Raw genomic sequence first — 18231 nt, 5'->3', positions numbered from 1 at the left:
GGGAAATGTCCGGCCGTCATTGCGGCCCGCGATAATCCCCCCACGCCTTGCGCCGCGCGGCGTTCGGATCACGCTCTTCGCGATCCTCCCGGTCGATGATCCGCGTCCGGCGCGTTTGCGGGTCATAGGTCGGCCAGCCGGGCGACCCGCCTTCCGCGAAATCCAGGAAGGCGTCCTGGAAGCGGCGGCTGACCTGTCGGGAAAGGCGGCGGCGTAACAGGTCGAAGCGGCCCAGGTCACCCTCCCCCGTGGTGCCGAACAGCAAGGGCAGGTCCAGCGCGTGCGTGGCGCCCCCGAACACCAGTCGCGTCAACGGGGTGGCATAGTCGATGCGGTACATCCAGGTATCGGCGAAGGCCGCGTGCGCCTGCGCCATCTGGACCGACGGCGTCCAGAAGACGAAGTCTCCGCCCATGTCGATGGCCGCCCGGCGGGAGGGATATCCGTCATAGGCGGCGGCGACGCGGTCACGCACCGCCGGTTCCGTCGCCTGGAACATGGCCTCCAACCGCGCCACCCGGCTGGGCAGCAGTGGCAGCCCCTTGTCCAGGATGGCCGCCTCGCGGGCCATGGTGCCGATGACCAGCGGCACGCGGTGGGCCGCGCCGGTACGGAACGCGTCGACCGGATGCAGCGGCAGGAAATCGCCGTCGACGACCGGCGACATGGCCAGCACGCCGGGGTGCTTGTCCGGCGCCTCATCATAGAACAAGCGGAAGGATGCCTCGACCAGCCGGTCGGCCGGCAGCTGGCGCAAGGCCCGGCCCACGCCCCCGTCGGCGATATCGATGCCCAGCGCGATCAGCAGGTCGCGCGCCAGCGCCGTATGGCGCGACCGGCCAAGGATGCAACTGGCTGCCGGGCTCATCGCGAAGGCGCGGTGGAACAGGCCGGCCGCCGACGGCGCGCACATCAGGCACAGCACCGACATGGCGCCCGCCGAATGGCCGACCAAGGTCACATTGTCCGGGTCCCCGCCGAAGGCGGCGATGTTGCGCCTTACCCATGCCAGAGCGGCGACCTGGTCGCGCAGGCCAAGATTGCTCTCCAGCGGCTGATCCGGTGTCGACCAGGCGCTGAAGTCGGTGAAGCCGAACACGCCGAGCCGGTAATTGAGACTGACGAAGATGACATCGCCATCCTTGACCAGACGGTCGCCCCGATACAGCACCCCGCGTGAGCCGCCCAAGGCGAATGCCCCGCCGTAAAGCCAGACCACCACCGGGCGGGGCGAGCCCGACACCGGCACGGGGGCGGAGATGTTCAGGGTCAGGCAATCCTCGGACATGGGCGTGGCCTCACCAGCGCCACCCATGAACTCAAACCCGCGCCGCTGCATGGGAATGGCCCCGAAGGCATCCGCGACGAGCATGTCCCCATGGGGCTGAACCGGCTGGGGCGCCCGGAAGCGCCAGGGGCCGGTGGGCGGGGCCGCATAGGGAATGCCCAGCCACGTGCGGACACCGGCGTCGATGACGCCGTGGACATCCCCCTGTTCCGTTCGGACACGCAGGGTGTCCACCTCGTCCAGCGCCATCCCGCCTCCCCTTCATTAGCGTCGCCCTTGCCGATCCGGCGGGACGGTGGCGAAGCTAAGCATGCGCACCGGCCAAACTTCTTGGATGGGAGCGAAAAGAATTTGGCGCCAGGCGAAGTCGCCGCCCATTCACCGATCGATTTCATGGGTCCATGAATTGTTGTGAGCAATAACATTTGAGTTTATGCTAGCGCCAGAAGAACGGAGGCGCGGGACCGGCCATCGCCCGGACCACGGCGCGGAAAAAGCAGGGAGGAAAAAGGACCATGGGCCTCATGGAGCGCTTTTCCGTGGACGGCGTCGCCCCGGCGCGGCGCCGGCATCATTGGAACGACATCGTCAGCCAGGCTTTTCCCAATGTCGCCGTCGATCCCGGCGAGGATGACTTCAGCGCCCATCTGGTGCGCCAACCCCTGGGGCAATTGGACTTCGCCTATGTGCACTCCGGACCGGCCACCGTCTGCCGCCTGCCCCAAGGCCGGCCCCAGCAACCGGAAGAGCCCTATTTCAAGATCCATGCGCAGCATCGGGGCAGCAGTCTGAACCGGCAAGGCGGACGCGAAGCCGTGCTGAGCGAGGGGGATTGGACCCTGTGCGACAGCCGCAGCCCCTATTCGATCACCTTTGCCGAGACCAACCAGATGCTGGTGGTGAAACTGCCCCAGTCCTTGCTGACCCGGCGGGTGCCAGACCCCGATCGTCTTGTCGGCATGCGCATGGGGGCGGAGCGGCCGGAATCCAGGATGCTTTTATCCATGCTGCGATCCCTGGCCCCCCAACCCGACCTGCCCGGTGAACCCGGCTGGACCGGCGCCGTGGCGGACATCCTGTTGGACGTTCTGGCCCTGGCCTACCGATCCGACACCATCGCCGGTACGACCGGGAACGGATCGGGGGCCGCCATGGACGGTACCCCCACCCATGGGGCGCTATCGCACTGGACGCGACAGGTGCGGGGCTATGTGGACGCCAACCTGCGCGATCCCGGCCTGAACAGCGCCCAGGTGGCCGCGGCCCTGGGCATTTCCACCCGCTATGTACAGATGGCCTTCGCCAGCCTGGGCACCACCGCCACGGCCTACATCCTGGCCCGACGCCTGGACCTGGCAGCCACCCTCCTACGGTCACAACGCGACGTTCCCGGCGCCAGCATCAGCGACATCGCCTATGATGTCGGTTTCAACGACCTGTCCCACTTCAGCCGCAGTTTCCGCGCCCACTTCGGCATCAGCCCGCGATCCTACCGGGCCAGCCACTGACCTATCCCGATGAACATTGCGCCCCGGGGGCTGGGAACAACCGACCCGGTGGCGCCGTCCCGCTTAATTCACAAGGTTGGTCTGGGATTTTTCCTGGCCAATGCCACTTACCATATGCAAAAGATTATAAATGATACGGATCGTCTATTAACTGAAATTTAGCGACCCTATGGCTTATATTGCCCATCCACACGGAAGGATAGGATAGATGTTTAATTTTAAGAGCAAAGATAAGGCCATCACCAGGAAAGTGTCCGCCATCGAAGCCTTGCGGGCAAAGGTCATGGTAGCGGACGAGAACCTGAATATCGTTTATGTAAATCCTTCCGTTGTTACATTATTGCGTGAAGTCCAGGCGGATTTACGTAAGGAGCTACCATTACTTAATGTCGACAAACTAGTTGGTAGCAACATTGATATATTTCATAAGAATCCGGCACATCAGCGTGGCATGCTGGCGAAATTAACCAAGCCGTACTCCGCGACCATCAAGGTTGCGGAACATCAGTTCGACCTGCTGGTCACACCGCTGACCGAGGACGGGCGGCGCATCGGCTTCGTCGTCGAATGGTCGGACGCCAAGGAGCGGCTGGAGAACCTGGACTACGCCAACCAGATGTCGGCCATCAAACGGTCGCAGGCGGTCATTGAGTTCACCACCGACGGCATCATCACCAAGGCCAACGACAATTTCCTGAATGTGATGGGCTATCGCCTGGATGAGGTGGTGGGCAAGCATCACCGGATGTTCGTGGAAAAGGACTACAGCACCAGCAGCGAATACGCCCAGTTCTGGGACACGCTGAAGCGAGGCGAGTACCATGCCGCCCAATTCAAGCGCATCGCCAAATCCGGCAAGGCCGTCTGGATCGAAGGCGCCTACAATCCGATCTTCGATGAGAAGGGCCAGGTGACCAAGGTGGTCAAGTTCGCGGTGGACGTGACGACCCAGGTCAACCTCCTCGGCAACCTGAAGGTTCTGATCGATCAGAACTTCGGTGAGATCGAACGGGCGCTGGGACAGTCGACGCGCGAATCCGCGTCCGCCGGTGCCGCCGCAGGCACCACGGCGAACAGCGTGCAGATGGTGGCCGCCAGCGCCGAGGAATTGGCCGCGTCCATCGGCGAAATCTCGCAAAGCATGTCCCGCGCCCGGGTCGCGACCGACAGCGCGTTCGACCGCACCGTCACCGTGGGCGAAAGCACCGACCGGCTGGCGGCCGCCGCGCAGGCCATGAACGGCATCGTCGGGCTGATCAACAACATCGCGGGCCAGATCAACCTGCTGGCGCTGAACGCCACCATCGAGGCGGCGCGCGCGGGTGAGGCCGGCAAGGGTTTCGCCGTCGTGGCCAGCGAGGTGAAGAACCTGGCCAACCAATCGGCCAAGGCGACAGAACAAATCTCCGGCGAGATCGAGGGCATACAGTCGACCTCGACCGAGGTGGCCGCCGCCCTGGCCGCCATCCGCGAGGCGGTGTCCACCGTTCGCGAGCATGTTTCCGGCACGGCGGCGGCCGTCGAGGAGCAAAGTGCCGTGACCCGCAGCATGTCGACCAACATGCAAAGCGCATCCGCCGACGTTTCCACCGTGACCGCCAGCGTCACCGCCATCTCCGCCGCCATCGGCCAGGTGACGGCGGCGGTGGACAAGACCAAGGAAGCGGCCCAAGTGCTGGTTCGCTGACACTCGGTCGGTCGGGGGACGGCTGAACAGCCGACCCCCGCCGCCGCCCTACCCCAAGCGTCGGCGCAGGCGGCGCAGGCCGACAACGACCCCGGTCACGCTGAAAGCCAAGCCCAGGCTGAGCAGGGCCAGTTGCACGGTGGCGCGCAGGACCGGCCGGCTGGCCAGCCCGGGAACGGTGAAGGTGTGCAGCGCATAGTACAGCCAGGCGTAGAGCTTGCGGCTGTCGTCCATCACCGCGCCGACACGCCCGGTCAAGACATCGACATAGATGTCCGCGCGCACCGGGGCCGGGGTGCTGAACCGCCGCATCCCGGGCGGCAGGCCCTCCGCCAACAGGTAGAGGTCGTCGGCCCCCGGCGTGGCGCCCTCGACCGCGTCGGGCCAGGCGGCGCGAACAGCCTGGGTCAGCAAATCCGGGGGCAAGGTCGCCGCCGGTCGGTCCCCGGCCAGCAACACCTGGGGCGCGCCGGAACCATGGGCGACCGCCACTCCCTGGCCCGCGATGATGGCGAAGTCGACCTCCGCCGCCGGCGCCAGCAGACGCAGGTCGGCAAGAGATAAGGCCGCGACGGCCGTGGGCAGGGCCCCGCCCCGCATCGCCGCCACATGGTCGGCCGGCGCCTCGCCGGTGGAAAACAGCCGGCCATGGTCCATGGACAGCCAGCCGCTGATGATCCAGGTGGCGACGAAGGTCCCCGCCACCAGCCCCGTCAGATGATGCCAGCCCAGCCAGCCGGGAAACGGGGTATAACGGGCCCGCCGGCCCCGGCGCGCCGTCACCGTGCGCTGGATACCCAGCCAAAGGCCGGCCATCGTCGTCAGCACGGCGCTGAACGACAGCCACCAGACGACTTGGTTCCATAAGCCCCAGTCCTGGCGCAGCGGAGTGACATAGACCCAATGCAGAACGGCGCCGCACCAATTCCACAAGCGCTCGCCTCGCGTGGCGCGCTGCGCCACCTCGCCCGTCAGGGCCGAAACGTACAGCCAGGTACCGGCCCCATCCCCGAGAACGACGCGGTAGTAGGGCCGGCCGGAATCGAAACGCTGGTGGACGATCCATTGGTCATAGGGGTAGGGCCCCTCCACCCGCGCCACCGCCGCGCCGGCGAACCGGGACGCCACCAGCGCCGCCTGGCCGGGGGTCAGCGTCCCCGCCTCCAGCCCCTCGTCCGCCGCGACCAGCCGATCCCCCCGCCCCGGGACCGTCACGACATAGATCGGGCGGCCGGCGCGGTTGATAAGGCGCAAGCCGGTGGCGGCGGGTGCCCCGGCCAGCGCGGCGGCGGGCGGCACCGTCAGGGCGCCCATATCGATCGTCGGCGACCCCGCCCACCGCGCCCCATCGGACAGGGCCGGAAAGGGCACGAAGACCATGACGGCGCCGCTGGCGAACCAGACCGCGAACATCAGGCACAGCAGGATGCCGGCCCAGCGGTGGAACCAGGCCAGCTGCCGCAGGGCCTCCGCCCCCCAGGGGCGTTTGGCCACCAACGGCGCCTCAGAACTTGGCGACAATGCCCACCTCCGCGCTGCGCGGCGCGCCCAGCATGACCTCGGAGGGATAATAGATGTCCGCCCACTGGGCGTAAGCCTTGTCGAACAGGTTGTTGATGCGCCCGGTCAGCATGACGCCGGGGGACAGGCGGTAACTGGCGTAAATATCCACCAGGGTGTAGCTGTCCAGGCTGACCGTGTTCGCGGCATTGGCGTAACGCTTGCCGATGTAGCGGAGGCCGCCGCCGATCTCGAGGGGCAGGCCGCCGATCTCCGACACGCTGGTCCACAGGTTGGCCGTCCATTTCGGGATGTTGGCCGGCTGCTTACCGCTGTCGTCCATACCGGTGTTGGTGTCGACGAAATAGCCGTAGTGGGTGTCGGTGAAGGCGGTGTTGGCGCTGATCGTCCAATGATCGGTCAGGCGCAGGTTGCCGGCCAGTTCCACACCCTTGGAACGCTGACTGCCGGCGGCGCTCAGCACATCCACGCCCGTCTGGACCAGGATGTTCTGCCGCAGGATGTCGTACAGCGACAGGGTGGCGTCGGCGCGATGGTCCGGGGTGTTGGCCTTCACCCCCACCTCGACCTGGTGCGACCGGGACAGGCCGAAATTCTCCGACGCGTTAGCGACGAAGATATTGGACCCCACCGGGTCCTGCCCCGTCGTGAAGGAAACGTAGGGGGTGATGACATCCTGGATGGTGTAAACGGCGCCGACGCGCCAGGTGCCCGACCGGTAGGTCCGGGTGAAGCTGGTGGCGGCGCTGTAGCTGCCGTCGAAATTATAATTCTTGCGGTCCAGATCCAGCACGTCGAAACGGCCGCCGGTGACCAGCTTCAACGCCGGCGTGACGTCCAGGGCGTCCTCGAAAAAGGCGGAGGCGTCGTCCCACTTGGTCGGGCTGTGTTTACCCTTCAGGGCCCCGAAAAGACCGGGATCGGGATTGAAGGGATCGACGCTGTCGCCGTCCGGGAAACCGCGGGTGCGGTCGAAATCCAGGTGGTTGTAATCGAACCCGGCCACCACCTTGTTGGGCAGCGAGAACAGATCACCCTGGTAGGTCACGCTGCCCTGGTCGCCGACCAGATCCTGCTTATGAAAGACGAAGAAGCGGTCACGGTCAACCAGGCGCGTGGTGGTGTTGAACTGATAGGTTTCCGCGTCGATCCAACGGCGGTCGGCATGAAAGTAATAGGCGAAATTCTCAAACGTCAGGTCGGATCGCGGCGTCCATTTCACCAGTAGTTGCGGCCATGTCTGCTCCCCATGGATGCGGGCGTCACTGACATTGTAGTTCACATAGCGCATGCGCTGGTCCAGCGTCTGGCCATCGCTGGCGGAGACGACGCCCTTCAGCGGCTGGGTCGCGAAGCTGGCCGGCACCAGGGGCGTACCGAAATAGGTGGACGGGTTGTCCTGCAGATAGTCCAGGGTCAGCTGGATTTCCCAGGTCTCCGCCGGGCGCCAGACCAGGGAGGCGGTGGCGTTGGTGGAATTGGCGCCCGCGCCGTGCACGTAGCCATCGGTGCCCGTGCGGCTGACATCCAGCCGCACCGCCAGCTTGTCCCCGACATGGGTGGTGCCCCCCACGCCCAGGTTGGTGGTGCCGAAGCTGCCGACCGTGGCCAGCAGGTCGACCTCCGGCGTGCCGAAGCTGGGGCCCTTGTTGACGACGTTGACCACGCCGCCGATGGCGCCCTGGCCATACAGCACCGAGGCCGGGCCCTTGAGGATTTCCACACTGGCGAGGTTGAAGGTGTTTTGCGGCCGGTTGGTCATGTCGGACGGACCGATGTACAGGCCGTTGCGCAACACGGTGATCTGGTCGCCGGTGAAGCCGCGCATGGCGAAGGACGACGGGTCCCCGGGCGACCCGCCCGAAGTGACGCCCGGCAGGCTGTCGGCCGCCTGTTCCACGGTGGCGAAGCCGCGCCCGATCATCTGGTCGCTGTCGATGACATCAAGCGTCGCCGGCGTCTCCCGCGCGCTCAGCCCCAGGCGGCTGGCGGTGGGGGTGAACTGTTCCAGGGACCGTGTCTTGGCGGCGGTAATGGTGATGACGTCCACCGGCTGGTCCGCCGCCGCTTCCTGCGCCTGTGCAAACCCGCTCCAGCCCACCGCCAGGGCCAACGGCGCCGACATGCCCATGAACCGGCCCCACCGCATTCCTCTCAAACGCCCCATACCAATCCCCATGCGTCTATCCGACGGGGCGGTTCCCATCCGTCCCAGTCGGCATTCTTGTCGTAAGCGCCCCGTGCCGTGGCCAAGAGCCACGGTCACAAGGCAGGTTCAAGGAAATCTGGCCGCTGTCGCTCAGAAGCTGATCCGGGACCGGACCACCGCGCGGAACCGGGGCCCCGCCAGCAAGGCGACAACGGCGAGAGCGGCCCCCACCCCCAGGAAGGTGAAGGTGGCATCATCCAACTCGATGCCATGCCCCGTCATCTCCATCAGGTCGACCAGCGCCATGGCGTAGGACAAGCCGACGATCAGCCAGCCAACCGCCCGGCGATAGCGCTGGACCACCGCCCCCTTGACCACCCCTGGGGCCGCCCCTGTGGCGTCGCGTGACCGCAGCAGCCGACTGACGATCTGGCTGTCCAGCGTGTCCGTGATGATCATTCCGGCTGCGAAAACAATCATGATGCTCGCGACGGCCGCGATCCCGCCCCGGGTCGACGCCGCAGCGCCCCAGGCGGCCGCCTGGGTGGCCGTGTCGAAAACCAGGCCGAAAATAAGGCCCGTGACGATGACCGCCAGCGGGTGGGTATTGGTGCGCAACGACACCGGCAGGATTTTGGTGCGCCACACGACCGGGACGTAGCCGTGCCGACGGCATAGCGCCATCAGGTTCAAGGTGCCCACCAGGACCAACAGCGCGAAAACGGCGATATCCACCCCGGTGGCGAACCAGGCCGGCAGGACCAGTTGGCCGGCCAGCAAGGAGACGCCGAGGGCCACCCCCGCCACGGCCAGGCTGTGGCCCACCGCGAACAAGGTACCCGTCCAGCGCGACAGGCCGGGGCGCTGATCGACCGAGCGGAAGACGATGTTGTCGATGACCGCGACATGGTCGGGATCGAGGCCATGCCGCAAGCCCAGAAGGAACATGAGGCCCAGGGCCGGGGCGGTCAGGGCCTGGGCGGTCAGGGGAGCGTCGGTCATGGACGGGCTTCCGGCAGCGGCATGCGCGCCTCAAGGTCGAGAATGCCGATGCGGCCGTCCTCATCCCCCAGGCCAGGCGCGTGCCCTGGTCGTTCCAGGAAAGCGCCTTGATCGGGGCGCCCGTGAGGTCGACATCCAGCGCGCCATCATCGGCGGGGCGCGACAGCAGGACCGCCCCATCGTCATAGCCGATGGCCAGGATGTCCTCACGCGGGTGGAAGGCCACACGGCTGACCACGGCATAGCGGCTTTCCGCCAGCAGCAGCGGCGCCCTGCCCATGGGGCCGGTCTTGCCCTCGAATGGCCAAAGGACGGCCGCCCGGGCCCCGCCGGTCGCCAGCCACTTGCCCCGCCTGTCCCAGGAGAAGCTGCGGGTCTTGGCGACATATCCCGGCATGCGCATGTCATGCCGCTCCGGCAGTCGCCAACCGTGCAGACCCGTCTCCTGAAGGGCGGTGATGAAATAGCGCCCGTCCGGGCTCATGGCGCAGGCAAGGTGGGACCCCACCCAGTTCAGCGCCACCTGTCCCCCGGTGGCGGAGGAGGCATAGTACAGGGTGGCGCCGTTGTAGTGCGCCACGCCCAGGCGCTTGCCCTTGCCGTCAAAAGCCAGGCCGCCGACGCTGGAGCCGACGGTGTAGCTGTGGGTGGGTGCGGCCGACCCCTTGGCCCAAACGGCGACCTCGCGCCCGGCCGCCGCCGCGATCAGGCCCGATGACGGGCTGGCGATGAGGTGTTCCACCCAGCGCCGCCCGAAATGGCCCAGTTGCTCCACCTGGCCATCGACCGTCACCCGCTGGACGGCGCCGTCATCCCCGCCGGTGATGATGGAAGAGCCATCGGGGTGGAGGCACGCGCTCAAAATGGCGCCGCGATGCACCATCCAGAGGGCCGTGTCCGTCCCACGGGACAGGCGCCGCACGCTGCCATCACCCAACGTCGCCAAGAGGAGGTCGCCCAGCCACAGCAGGGCCGTGGGCTCGGCACCGACCGACACGCGGCGGCCACACCGGTTCACCAGCGTGTCAGCCTTGGGGTTCATGGCGAGGTTCATGGCGCCCTGCATCAGGAGACCGGAACGGCGCAGGCCTCGAACCCCTGGCGCAGCGCGGCCGCGTCCAGGTTCCGGCCGATGAAGACCAGCCGGCTGGTCCGGGGCTCATCCGGCTTCCAGTCGCGTTGGTACGTTCCCTGGATCAGCATATGGACACCCTGGACCACATAGCGCTGCTCCTCCGCCGGGAAGGCCAGGATGCCCTTGAGGCGAAGGATGTCCTGCCCCCGTTCCATGGTCAGCTGCTGCAGCCAGGGAATGAAGCGCTCGGGCCGCAAGGGGACATCGGAGGTCAGCGACACCGAGGCGACCGAATCGTCATGCTCGTGGTCGTCCTCGGACAGGAAATTGGGTTCGATCTTCAGGATGCGGTCGAGATCGAAGGCGCCGCGTTCCAGCACCTCCGGCAATGGCACGACGCAGTTCAGCGTCTCATGCAGCCGGGCTTGGCTGTTGATGGCCTGGATGCGCCGGCGCACCTCCTGAAGCTGCTCGCCGGTCACCAGATCGGTCTTGTTGAGCAGGATGACGTCGGCGAAGGCGATCTGCTCTTCCGCCTCATGACTGTCCGCCAGCCGCGCCAGCACATGGCGGCAATCCACCACGGTGACGATGGCGTCCAGGTTGACGCGGGCGCGCACCTCCTCATCCACGAAGAAGGTCTGCGCGACGGGGGCGGGGTCGGCAAGGCCGGTGGTCTCGATGATGATGGCGTCGAAGCCGCCCTTGCGTTTCATCAGGCCTTCGATGATGCGGATCAGGTCGCCCCGGACGGTGCAGCAGATGCACCCGTTGTTCATTTCGAACACTTCCTCGTCGGCATCGACCACCAGGTCGTTGTCGATGCCGATTTCACCAAATTCATTGACGATCACCGCATACTTACGGCCGTGGTTCTCGCTGAGAATCCGGTTCAGCAGCGTGGTCTTCCCGGCGCCGAGATAGCCGGTCAGGACGGTGACGGGAATGGACGGGGCCGGGGCCATGGAACGCTCCAAAGAAATGTTATGTTATAACGTAACGTATTTCGCCGCCAAACTCAACCCTGCCCGACGGTGGACGGTCGCTGGTTTCGGCACCGCTCCGTCCTAGCTTATTGAGGAGATTCCGTTCATCGCCCCCAGGACTACGAGCCCACCCTTCCCGTGTTCCGATCCCTTCGCACCCGCCTATTCGCGCTTCTCGCCATCGTGGTCATCGCGGCTTGCGCCATCGGTGTCCTGATGATCGGCCTGTTCCAGCGGTCGACCGCGGCCCAGGTTGGACAGATGGAGGCTGAAATCAGCCGCGCCTGCGAGGCGCAGGCCAGCGCCTTCCGCTTCTATGCCGCCGGCTGGCATGACCATGCCTCCGCCGTCAGCGCCGCCACCTTCCGCGATGGGCTGGAGGCGGTGGTGCAAAGCGCCCTGCGCGACCATCCCGGGATCGAGGGCGGGCTATGGCGGGAGGGCGACGGATCGCTGGCCTACGCCTATCCCACCTATGAGGGCGGCCCCAAGACCGACCTGCCGCAGGCGGAAGCCGGGCGCATCCAGGCGGCCAACGAAGCGGCCCTGGCCCAGGGTCACCCGGTCAACGCCCGCTATGCCGGATCGACCGAGGTGCTGCTGCTGTCCGCCTGCCCGCTGCCCGGGCCGCTGTCGGGCCTCACGGCCTGGACCATGACCCGGGTTCGGACCCTGGGCGGGCATGGCTATCAGCAACTGATGATCGGCCTCGGCCTGCTGCTCACCACCGTGCTGGCCGCCGTCGTGCTGCTGACCCAACTGACCATGACCTGGTCCCGCCATATCTCCCGGATCGAAGCGACGCTGGCCGCCCATGACGTCAATGACCTGCCCCGCCTGCCCGCGACGGGGGAACGGGAACTGGACCGTATCGTCCGGGCCCTGAACGAGGCGGGGGACCGGCTGGCGGCGGCGCGTCAGCGGGCGGAGGGCATGGCGCGGGAGATGGCGGCCAGCCAGCGCCTGGCCGCCATCGGCCGCATCACCGCCGGCGTGGCGCACGAAATCCGCAACCCCATCGCCGCCATGAAGCTGAAGGCGGAGAACGCCCTGGCCGGCGACGCCGGCCGGCGGGAACAGGCCTTGACCGCCATCCTCGATCAGATCGACCGACTGGACCTGCTGCTGCGCCGGCTGCTCAGCGTGACGGAACGGGACGTGCCGGAGCGCCAAGAGGTCGCCCTGGCAAACTTCCTGGACGGCCTCGTACGACGGCATACCGATCTGGCGGCAGCACGAGGCATAAGGCTGAACGCCGAGGCCGCCACACCGCGCGCCCGGTTCGATCCCGAACAGATGGGCCGGGCCCTGGACAACCTGGTCCTGAACGCCGTGCAGGCGGCGCCAGCGGGCACCGCCGTGCAGGTTCGCGCCCACCGCGCCGGCGATCGCCTGGTCCTTTCGGTGCGGGACCTGGGGGACGGGCCGCCGCCCGCCCTGCGGGACGACCTGTTTGAGCCCTTCGTCACCGGGCGGGCGGAAGGGACGGGGCTGGGCCTGTCCATCGTCCGGGAAATCGCGGTCGCCCACGACGGCATCGCCCGATTCCGCCGCGACGACGGCGCAACCACCTTCGAAATGGTGCTGCCATGGCAACCGTGCTGATTGTCGATGACGATGCCGCCCTGCGCGACGCCCTGGGCGAGGTGGTGGGGGATTGCGGTCATACGGCGCTGCCCGCTCCCTCGGGCGAGGCGGCATTGGCCATCCTGGCGAACGAGGCGGTGGACGCCATGGTGCTGGACCTGCGCATGCCGGGGCTGGACGGGATGGAGGTGTTGCGCCGCGTGCGCGACCGCTTCACCACCCTGCCCGTGACGGTGCTGACAGCCCACGCCACCGCCGCCAACACCATCGAGGCCATGCGCCTGGGCGCGTTCGACCACTTGACCAAACCTGTCGGCCGGGCCGCGTTGACAGAGGCCCTGAACGGCATGCTGGCCCTGAACCGCAGCGGGGAAACACCCGGCGGCGCCACCTCCAGCCCGGCGGAGGGCCTGATCGGCGTGTGCGAGGCCATGCGCGCCGTGCAGAAGACCATCGGCATGCTGGCGGACAGCGACGCCACCGTGTTGATCACCGGGGAAACCGGCACCGGCAAGGAGGTGGTCGCCCGCGCCCTGCACGATCATGGCAGCCGGGCCGCCCGGCCGTTCGTCGCGGTCAACTGCGCCGCCATCCCCTCGGAATTGATGGAAAGCGAGTTGTTCGGCCATGTGAAAGGCGCCTTCACCGGCGCCACGGCCGACAGGATGGGGGCCTTTCGCCAGGCCGACGGGGGCACGCTGTTCCTGGATGAGATCGGCGACATGGACATGGCCCTGCAGGCCAAAATCCTGCGCGCCTTGCAGGAACGCTCGGTCACGCCCATCGGCGGCAAGCCCATGGCCGTGGATGTGCGGGTGGTGGCCGCCACCCACCGCGACCTGCGCCAGCGGGTGAGCGAGGGCGGCTTCCGGGAGGACTTGTTTTACCGCCTGCATGTCGTCCCCATCCATCTGCCGCCCCTGCGGGAGCGCCGGGCCGACATCCTGCCCCTGGCCGACTCCTTCCTGGCCCAAGCGGGGAACAAGACGGGAAACAAGGCGGGGCACAAGACCCTGGACGCCGATGCCGCCGCCCGCCTGGTGGCCTATCGCTGGCCCGGCAATGTCCGGGAGCTGCGCAACGTGGTCGAACGGTTGGCGGTGCTGGTCCGCGGCCCGGTGATCACCGCCGCCGACATCGGCTTTCTGGAGGGGGCGGGCGCCGGGTCGACGCCGGACAGCGCGGAAAGCGGGCTGGTGGAGGACCTGCCCACCGCCGTGGCGAAGCTGGAGGAGTCCATGATCCGCCGGGCGTTGGAACGATGTGGCGGCAACCGCGCGGAGGCGGCCCGGCTGCTGGGCATCCACCGCCCTCTGCTGTACGCCAAGATGAAGCGTTACGGCCTGGAAGCGTCCGAAGAGCGAACGCCCCCTGTTTCAAATCCGGACGAGGATGTGTCGGAGCAGTGACCCTATCTATCTGTAAATATTAGGAATCATTTCTGGCACGGTGCTTGCCAATTCCCTCCTGGTCCCCATAACCAGGAGTAAGTCTGATGCTTACCGTTCGGAACCTCGGCCTGTTGGCCGGCACCGCCCTGCTTCTGCTCCAGACCCAGGGTCATGCCCAGGTCGCCCCGCCGGTGGGCCCCCCACCGCCGCCGGCCGAAGCCGTGGGCGTCGGCCCGATCTACGACGCGACGCAGCTGCCGTCGATCAAGGGCGTCGTCCGTCAATTCACCCAGACGCCCCGGGGCGACGTCGACGGCCTGATCCTGACGGACGGCACGGAGGTGAAGACGCCGCCGCATCTGTCCAGCCAGATCGCGTACGCCGTCCGCCCCGGCAGCACCGTGGTCGTGCATGGCCTGCGGGCCGCGGCGTTGCCCCTGGTGCGCGCCGTTTCCATCACCGATGAGACGTCGAAGATCACCATCACCGATGAGGGCCCCGGCCGCCGCGTGGACCCAGCAGGCGTCCCCACCCTGTCCAGCGGACGGGTGCGCATGCCCCTGCATGGACCGGAGGGCGAGATCGACGGCGTGCTGCTGGACGACGGCACCGTGCTGCGGCTGCCGCCGGAAGCCTATCGCGGCGGCACCCGGCTTGAGCCCGGCCAGCCGGTCGTGGCCGAAGGGTCCGTCCTGACGACGCCGTTCGGTAAGGTCGTGGACGTGACGGCCCTGGGGGCCACGCGGGACCGCCTGGAGCCACTGGCGCCGCAGCCGCCGGGCCCGCCCCCGCCGCCGCGTCCCTGACGCCCTCCCCTTCCTGAACGAGCCCCCTTTAAAACGAGGACGATCATGCATTGGATAGACCCAGAACATCTACCGGTGATCCCCGGCCGCGTGACCCGGCTGTTGTTGAGCCCACGGGGCGAGGTTGACGGCTTTCTGTTGGGCGATGGCCTGGAGGTGCTCATGCCTCCCCACGTCGGTACCGCGGTGGCCGCGGCCTTGACCGGCAGCCACGACGTGACGGTCGGGATACGGGGCGTGAAGCTCAGGGCCGGTAACGTCGTCGCCGCCGTCGCCGTGGATCTACCCGACGGACGGCGCATCGCCGACAACGGTCCAGACCAACCCTCGCCCAACCACAGGCCACCGCCCCAGCCGGCGGTGGAGCGTACCCCGGCCACCACCATGGGCCGGATCGAGCGCCTGTTGCATGGCGGCAAGGGTGAGTTGCGCGGCGTCCTGCTGCACGGGGGCGAGCAGGTGCGTTTCGCCGCCGCCGAGACGGCGCCGCTGGCGATGGGGATACACATCGGCGCCCCCTTCGCCGCCGCCGGCGAGAGGGTGACGACCACGGCGGGGTCGGTCCTGGTGGCGCGGGCCATCGGCGCCAACGTCGATGAGCTGCGGGATCTGAAGCCCACCAGGGAGAAGCCGGGCAAGCCCAAGCCCAGTCCCAAGGCTGACCATGAGCAGGATGCCGATGCCGGCCGTCACGCTGGTTGAGGGTGGGATCTGGACGGTGGCTGCCGTTACGACCGGCGGCGTCATCGTCCGACCCTGGCGCCTGCCAGAGGCCGTATGGGCCATGGCGGGCGCCGCCACCCTGGTCGCCACGGCGCTGGTTCCATGGCGGCAGGCCTGGGGGGCCGTCGTGGAAGGCAGCGACCTCTATCTGTTCCTGATCGGCATGATGATGCTGGCCGAATTGGCCCGGCAGGAGGGGCTATTCGACTGGTTGGCCGCCATCGCCGTCAACCGGGCGGGCGGATCGGGTGGGCGCCTTTTCACCCAGATGTTCCTGATCGGCGTGGCGGTGACGGCCTTCCTGTCCAACGATGCCACCGCCGTGGTCCTGACCCCCGCCGTCTATGCGGCGGTGCGGGCCGCGGGCGCCACCCCGGCGCCCTATCTTTTCGCCTGCGCCTTCGTCGCCAACGCCGCCAGTTTCCTGCTGCCCATCTCCAACCCCTCCAACCTGGTGATGTATGGCGGCCACCTGCCGCCGCTCACCGACTGGCTGGGCCGTTTCGCCCTGCCGTCAGCCTTGGCCATCGGGGCGACGTTCCTGGCGCTTTTCCTGAGCCAGCGGTGCGCCCTCTCCGACCCCATCGCCCGGCGCATAGCCGTGCCGACGCTGACCAGGGGCGGCCGCCTCGCGGCCTATGCCCTGGCGGTGGCCGCCGTCACCCTGGTGGTGGCCTCCACCGCCGGCCGCCCCCTGGGGGGACCGACGTTCGGCGTGGCGGCCATGGCCGCCATCCTGCTGTGCGCGGTGGAGCGGCGGTCCCTGCCCCGCCTGCTCGGCCACCTGTCGTGGAGCACCCTGCCCCTGGTCGCCGGCCTGTTCGTCATGGTGCGCGCGCTGGGTCAGACCAGCGTCGTGGACCGGTTGGCGGAATGGCTGGGTCAGGCCGTCGGGGCGGGTGTGGGGCCATTGGATGCGGGACCGATGGGCGTCGGCCTCGCGGTGGCCGTCCTCTGCAACCTGATCAACAACCTGCCGGCGGGGCTGCTGGCCAACTCGGTGGTGGCCCTGGCGGCCCCGCCCGCCGCGACGGTGGGCGCGATGCTGATCGGCCTGAACCTGGGGCCAAACCTGTCCGTGACCGGGTCCCTGGCGACCCTTCTCTGGTTGGCCGCCCTGCGGCGGGAGGGGGAGGAGATCAGCGCCTGGCGCTTCATGCGCCTGGGTGCAGTGGTCACCCTCCCGGCCCTGCTGCTGGCCCTGGCCGCGCTTTCCTTGGGAGCACGCCTATGATTTCGACGCCCTTTAGGGGCAGCGTGGCACGGCTGTGCAAAAGCCTGAACGCGCTGGACGCCCTCAACTTCCTGCTGGCCGATGTGCGCGGCGCCCTGGGGCCATTCCTGAACGTCTACCTGGTCACCCAGCAGGGCTGGAGCCAAGCCGCCGTGGGCATGGTGACCATGGTGAGCGGCCTGCTGGGCCTGGCTGCCCAGGGGCCGGCCGGCGCCCTGATCGACGTCGTCCGCGCCAAGCGGGAACTGGTGGCCGCCGCCCTGGCGGTGTTGGCCATCGGCAGCGTCGTCATCTTCGCCGTGCCGACCTTCTGGCCCGTCCTGCTGGCCAATACCGTGCTGGCGGTGGTGGGCGACATCTTCGGGCCGGCCGTGGCGGCGCTGACCCTGGGGATGTACGCCCGGTCCCAGTTGGCGGGGCGGATGGGGCGCAATGGCGCCTTCGACCACGCCGGCAACGTGTTCATCGCCCTGGCCGCCGGGGTGCTGGGTCACCTTTTCGGCCAGCGGTCGGTCTTCCTGCTGGGGCCGTTCTTCGCCGTGCTGGCCATCATCGCGGTGCTGTCCATCCCGGCGGCGGCCATCGACCACCACCGCGCCCGGGGGCAGGACGGCCAGGGCCGTGACGAGAAGGCCGCCCGTCCGGCCCAGGGAACCGTGCGCGCCCTGCTCCGGTGCCGGCCACTGATGATCTTCGCCGGCTGCGGTCTGCTGTTCCATTTCGCCAACGCCCCCCTGCTGCCCCTGGTGGGCCAGAAGCTGGCCAACGCCAACCCGGAATGGGCGACGGCCATGATGTCCTCCTGCATCATCGCCGCCCAATTGGTCATGCTGCCCATGGCGTTGCTGGCCGGTCATTACGCGGAGAAATGGGGCCGCAAGCCGGTGCTGCTGATCGCCTTCGCCGTCCTGCCCCTGCGCGCCTGCCTCTACCTGGCGTCCGACAACCCCGCCTGGCTGATCGGCGTCCAGCTTCTGGATGGCGTCGGTGCCGGGCTGGTCGGGGTGCTGACACCCCTGATCGTCGCCGACCTGACGCGGGAGAGCGGCCATTACAACCTGGCCCTGGGCCTCATCATGTCGGCGCAAGGAATAGGCGGGGCCATCAGCGGCCTGGCGGCGGGCGCCGTGGTCGACAGGTTCGGCTATTCCTGGGCCTTCCTGGGCCTGGGGGCGGCGGCGGGACTGGCCGTCATGGCGCTGGCGGCCCTGTTCCCGGAAACCGCCGGCCGAACGGGCCCCCGGCTGGCGGTCGCCCCCACCCGAACGGGGTGA

General features: G+C 68.0%; 13 protein-coding genes and 1 pseudogene. 8 read left to right on the top strand and 6 right to left on the bottom strand.

The window, feature by feature from the left end; genetic code table 11:
• Window positions 1–16: 16 nt before the first annotated feature.
• Complete coding sequence (locus UCD39_RS08085) at window positions 17–1537, bottom strand: carboxylesterase/lipase family protein (protein ID WP_330495556.1); 1521 nt, start codon at window positions 1535–1537, stop codon at window positions 17–19.
• 266 nt (window positions 1538–1803) lie between these two features.
• Here UCD39_RS08085 and UCD39_RS08080 point away from each other — a divergent pair, with 266 nt between their 5' ends.
• Both UCD39_RS08080 and UCD39_RS08075 read left to right on the top strand, forming a co-directional pair.
• Window positions 1804–2796, top strand: a complete 993-nt coding sequence (locus UCD39_RS08080; protein ID WP_330495555.1) for an AraC-like ligand-binding domain-containing protein — start codon at window positions 1804–1806, stop codon at window positions 2794–2796.
• Between the two features lie 451 nt (window positions 2797–3247).
• Complete coding sequence (locus UCD39_RS08075; protein WP_330495554.1) at window positions 3248–4483, top strand: methyl-accepting chemotaxis protein; 1236 nt, start codon at window positions 3248–3250, stop codon at window positions 4481–4483.
• Window positions 4484–4531: 48 nt separating this feature from the next.
• On the opposite strand, the gene UCD39_RS08070 is transcribed toward UCD39_RS08075, so the two are convergent.
• The 5 genes and pseudogenes from UCD39_RS08070 to UCD39_RS08055 form a co-directional block, all read right to left on the bottom strand.
• Window positions 4532–5977 (bottom strand): PepSY domain-containing protein, encoded by a 1446-nt coding sequence (locus UCD39_RS08070; protein WP_330495553.1) that lies wholly within the window; start codon window positions 5975–5977, stop codon window positions 4532–4534.
• Between the two features lie 10 nt (window positions 5978–5987).
• Window positions 5988–8129: a TonB-dependent receptor gene (locus UCD39_RS08065; protein ID WP_330495552.1), complete on the bottom strand. Its 2142-nt coding sequence runs from the start codon at window positions 8127–8129 to the stop codon at window positions 5988–5990.
• A 174-nt stretch (window positions 8130–8303) separates the two neighbouring features.
• A complete protein-coding gene (locus tag UCD39_RS08060) occupies window positions 8304–9155 on the bottom strand; it encodes a HoxN/HupN/NixA family nickel/cobalt transporter (RefSeq protein WP_330495551.1) in 852 nt (283 codons plus the stop codon).
• 811 nt (window positions 9156–9966) lie between these two features.
• Window positions 9967–10038: pseudogene (locus UCD39_RS28465) on the bottom strand (hypothetical protein); the annotation flags it as partial.
• A 182-nt stretch (window positions 10039–10220) separates the two neighbouring features.
• Window positions 10221–11195, bottom strand: coding sequence for a CobW family GTP-binding protein (locus UCD39_RS08055; RefSeq protein ID WP_330495550.1), 975 nt, complete (start codon window positions 11193–11195; stop codon window positions 10221–10223).
• A 159-nt stretch (window positions 11196–11354) separates the two neighbouring features.
• Here UCD39_RS08055 and UCD39_RS08050 point away from each other — a divergent pair, with 159 nt between their 5' ends.
• From UCD39_RS08050 to UCD39_RS08025, 6 genes are all read left to right on the top strand, one after another.
• Window positions 11355–12821, top strand: coding sequence for a sensor histidine kinase (locus UCD39_RS08050; protein ID WP_330495549.1), 1467 nt, complete (start codon window positions 11355–11357; stop codon window positions 12819–12821).
• Window positions 12806–14212, top strand: a complete 1407-nt coding sequence (locus UCD39_RS08045; RefSeq protein ID WP_330495548.1) for a sigma-54-dependent transcriptional regulator — start codon at window positions 12806–12808, stop codon at window positions 14210–14212. Before UCD39_RS08050 ends, UCD39_RS08045 begins: the two co-directional genes overlap by 16 nt.
• An 86-nt stretch (window positions 14213–14298) precedes the next feature.
• On the top strand, window positions 14299–15000 hold the full coding sequence (locus UCD39_RS08040; RefSeq protein ID WP_330495547.1) for a hypothetical protein: 702 nt from the start codon (window positions 14299–14301) through the stop codon (window positions 14998–15000).
• Window positions 15001–15045: 45 nt separating this feature from the next.
• On the top strand, window positions 15046–15702 hold the full coding sequence (locus UCD39_RS08035) for a hypothetical protein (protein WP_330495546.1): 657 nt from the start codon (window positions 15046–15048) through the stop codon (window positions 15700–15702).
• On the top strand, window positions 15665–16957 hold the full coding sequence (locus tag UCD39_RS08030; protein WP_330495545.1) for an arsenic transporter: 1293 nt from the start codon (window positions 15665–15667) through the stop codon (window positions 16955–16957). The genes UCD39_RS08035 and UCD39_RS08030 overlap by 38 nt, the downstream gene beginning before the upstream one ends.
• Window positions 16954–18231: an MFS transporter gene (locus UCD39_RS08025; RefSeq protein ID WP_330495544.1), complete on the top strand. Its 1278-nt coding sequence runs from the start codon at window positions 16954–16956 to the stop codon at window positions 18229–18231. The genes UCD39_RS08030 and UCD39_RS08025 overlap by 4 nt, the downstream gene beginning before the upstream one ends.

Source organism: Nitrospirillum karajorum (genome assembly GCF_036348415.1).
Taxonomy (GTDB): Bacteria; Pseudomonadota; Alphaproteobacteria; order Azospirillales; family Azospirillaceae; genus Nitrospirillum; species Nitrospirillum amazonense_B.
The sequence above is the reverse complement of the archived record's forward strand: the minus strand, read 5'-3'. Positions and strand labels throughout refer to the sequence as shown.